The organism is Flavobacterium sp. (assembly GCF_035456225.1).
In the GTDB taxonomy this organism is placed as follows: domain Bacteria; phylum Bacteroidota; class Bacteroidia; order Flavobacteriales; family Flavobacteriaceae; genus Flavobacterium.
Genome location: NZ_DATIDM010000193.1, coordinates 1 through 3021, shown reverse-complemented (window position 1 = coordinate 3021; position 3021 = coordinate 1). Strand labels below are relative to the sequence as shown.

2 protein-coding genes are annotated in these 3021 nt (G+C 36.6%); both read left to right on the top strand.

Translation table 11 applies throughout. The features are described from left to right. Positions 1-2313: exopolysaccharide transport family protein (locus VLB74_RS11530; RefSeq protein ID WP_325203606.1), on the top strand; the 2313-nt coding region annotated here is incomplete at its 5' end. A 106-nt stretch (positions 2314-2419) separates the two neighbouring features. Continuing rightward, positions 2420-3021, top strand: a 602-nt coding sequence (locus VLB74_RS11525) for an NAD-dependent epimerase/dehydratase family protein (protein ID WP_325203605.1), incomplete at its 3' end; no start/stop codon positions are given.

The following is a 3021-nucleotide window of genomic DNA, read 5'->3' as shown; positions in this document are numbered from 1 at the left end:
ATTCGTCAGGAAAATATGTACGAAATGGATGCTTCCATCGTAATAAAAGATGAGAACAATCCTTTTTTTACTTCGAATACCAGCTTGGTGTTTAACTGGGGAGGAACATCAGATAAAGTACAAACAGTTGTCAATACATTGAAGTCAAGATCACATAATGAAATTGTCGTAGATGAACTGGAGTATTATATAGATTATCTGGTACAGGGTAAATTCAGATTTGAAGATGTTTACGGTTCTGTTCCTTTTTATGTTGAAATAGATAAGAATAAGCCTCAATTGGCCGGGATGCCAATCCAAATTAAATTTTTGAGCCAAAATGAATTTAAAATTACTATTCCGTTTGAGAATACTTCTGTTGGTACCATAGTTTATGCGGATAATCAGAATGGGACTGCAAATGTGCAAACGGGTGAGTTTACAAAAAGATATAAAGTAGGACAAGTAGTTGAGTTGCCTTTTCTGAATTTGAAATTGTTTATTAATTCGAATCCGGGCGACTATGTTGGGAATGAGTACTACATCAGATTCAATAATTTTGACGGTGTTGTAGCCGGTTACCAAGGATTGTCTGTTGTTGCAGATGATAGTGGGGGATCAATCATCAGGTTAAGTATGAGAGGGACCAACAAAGCCCGTCTGGTAGAATATCTTAATTCCACTGTAAAAGTGCTCAAAGAAAAGGAATTGGAGAATAAAAACCAGTTTGCTACAAATACCATTGCTTTTATTGACAGTACGCTATTGGCAATGGAAGATGATATTAAGTCGGCTGAGGCAGAACTGAAAAATTTCAGAAAAGACAAAAATATTTTTCAATTAGAAGGTGGCGGTGAAGTTTTAACGGAAAGGTTAACAGATTACGATGTTGAAAAAGATGGGATTTCGAGAAAGATTGCCTACTACAATTCATTGAGAAGTTATTTGTTAAACAGTAATGATTTTTCAAAGCTTCCGGCGCCAACTGTAGCAGGTATCGACGAACCTAACATTGTAGCCAACGTGACTAAATTGATTGAGTTGTCCAAGCTTCGTTCGGAAAAGGCTTATTCTGTCAAGAATGAGAAGATGTTTAAAGATTTTGACAGCGAAATGAGCGCTTTGAAGAAAGTGTTATTGGAAAATATTTCAAATGCTAAATCGCTTTTGCAGTTTGATATGTCTTTGATCAATAAAAACATTGCCGCGGCAGAAAGTACGATTAAAAAATTGCCGGAAGATCAGCAGGAATTATTGAAAATTACCAGAAAACATGATTTGACGGATAATATTTACAATACTTTTTTAGAAAAGCGAAGCGAAGCGGATATTGTAAAAGCGGCGAATGTGTCTGATATCGAATTTATCGATAATGCAAAGGATATAGGGGGAGGTTTGTTAGGTTCGAAAACGAGAGTCAATTACGCCATGGCTTTTTTTATTGGTTTTCTTGTGCCATTGTTTATCCTGTTAGTTAAGGCTATTCTGGATAAAACCATACACAATACGGAGGATATTGAAAGATTAACAAAGATTCCGATTATTGGGGTAGTAGGTAAAAAGAACACGGATAACAATTTAGCGGTATTTGAAAAGCCCAAGTCACCTTTGGCAGAATCTTTCAGGGCTATTAGGTCCTCACTTCAGTTCTTGTATAAGAAACAGCAGAAAGACGGAACAAAAACATTAATGATTACATCATCGGTTGGTGGGGAAGGAAAAACGTTTTGTTCCATAAACCTGGCAACAGTATTTGCTTTAAGTGAGAAAAAAACAGTAATTGTGGGATTGGATCTTAGAAAACCTAGAATTTTCGGAGATTTTAATATTGAAAATAATATTGGTGCTGTAAATTATTTAATCGGACAAAAGACATTAGATGAGGTTATACAGGCTACCCATATTCCTTATCTGGATGTAATTACATCAGGACCGATTCCACCAAATCCTTCTGAGTTGATTCTTGGAGAATCCATGAAGGAAATGATTGACGAGTTAAAATTGACTTACGATTACATTATTTTGGATACACCTCCAATAGGTTTGGTTTCCGATGCTCTGGAACTGGCCCAATTTTGTGATGCAACCATTTATATTGTAAGACAGGCCTATACAAACAAAGGAATGTTGTCCATAATCAATGAAAAACACAAAAGAGGAGAGCTGCACAATATAAGTATAGTTGTTAACGGATTTGAGAGCAGCGCCAAATACGGATACGGATATGGATATGGATACGGATACGGGTATGGTGCGTATGGCGCAGGTTATGTTGAGCAATTCAAACCAAAAACTAAAGTTGAAAAGGTTAAGGATTTTATTCTAAAAAAGTAAACCTCGATAATCTGTTATAGCCATAAACCGATTTTTTGTCAGAGTGGCTTCAATTGGTAATGCAAAACTTTTTAATTAACGTATCTTTGTGTCCAAACTAAAAAAGATGTCTGAGGGTAATTATACTATTCTTATAACCGGAGGAGCTGGTTTTATCGGCTCGAACCTGTGCGAGTACTTTCTTGCGAAGAATCATAATGTGGTCTGTCTGGATAATTTTTCAACAGGTTTTAGGCATAACATTCAGGATTTTTTGTCAAACCCCAATTTCAAACTGATTGAGGGTGATATCAGGGATTATGAAACCTGTCTGAAATCCCTTGATGGTGTGGATTATGTTTTGCATCAGGCAGCTTTAGGATCGGTACCAAGGTCGATTCAGGATCCGATTACAACCAATGAAGTAAATATTTCAGGTTTTTTAAACATGTTGCATGCTTCAAAAGAAGCAGGTGTGAAAAGGTTTGTTTATGCCGCCAGTTCATCCACTTATGGCGATTCGGAGAGTTTGCCAAAACAGGAAGAAATTATTGGGAAGCCTTTGTCCCCTTACGCAATTACCAAATTCGTAAATGAATTGTATGCCGATGTTTTCCAGAAAACTTACGGAATGGAAACTGTCGGATTACGTTATTTCAATGTTTTTGGGCGCAGACAAAATCCAAATGGGGCTTATGCAGCGGTAATTCCCAAATTCGTTATCCAATT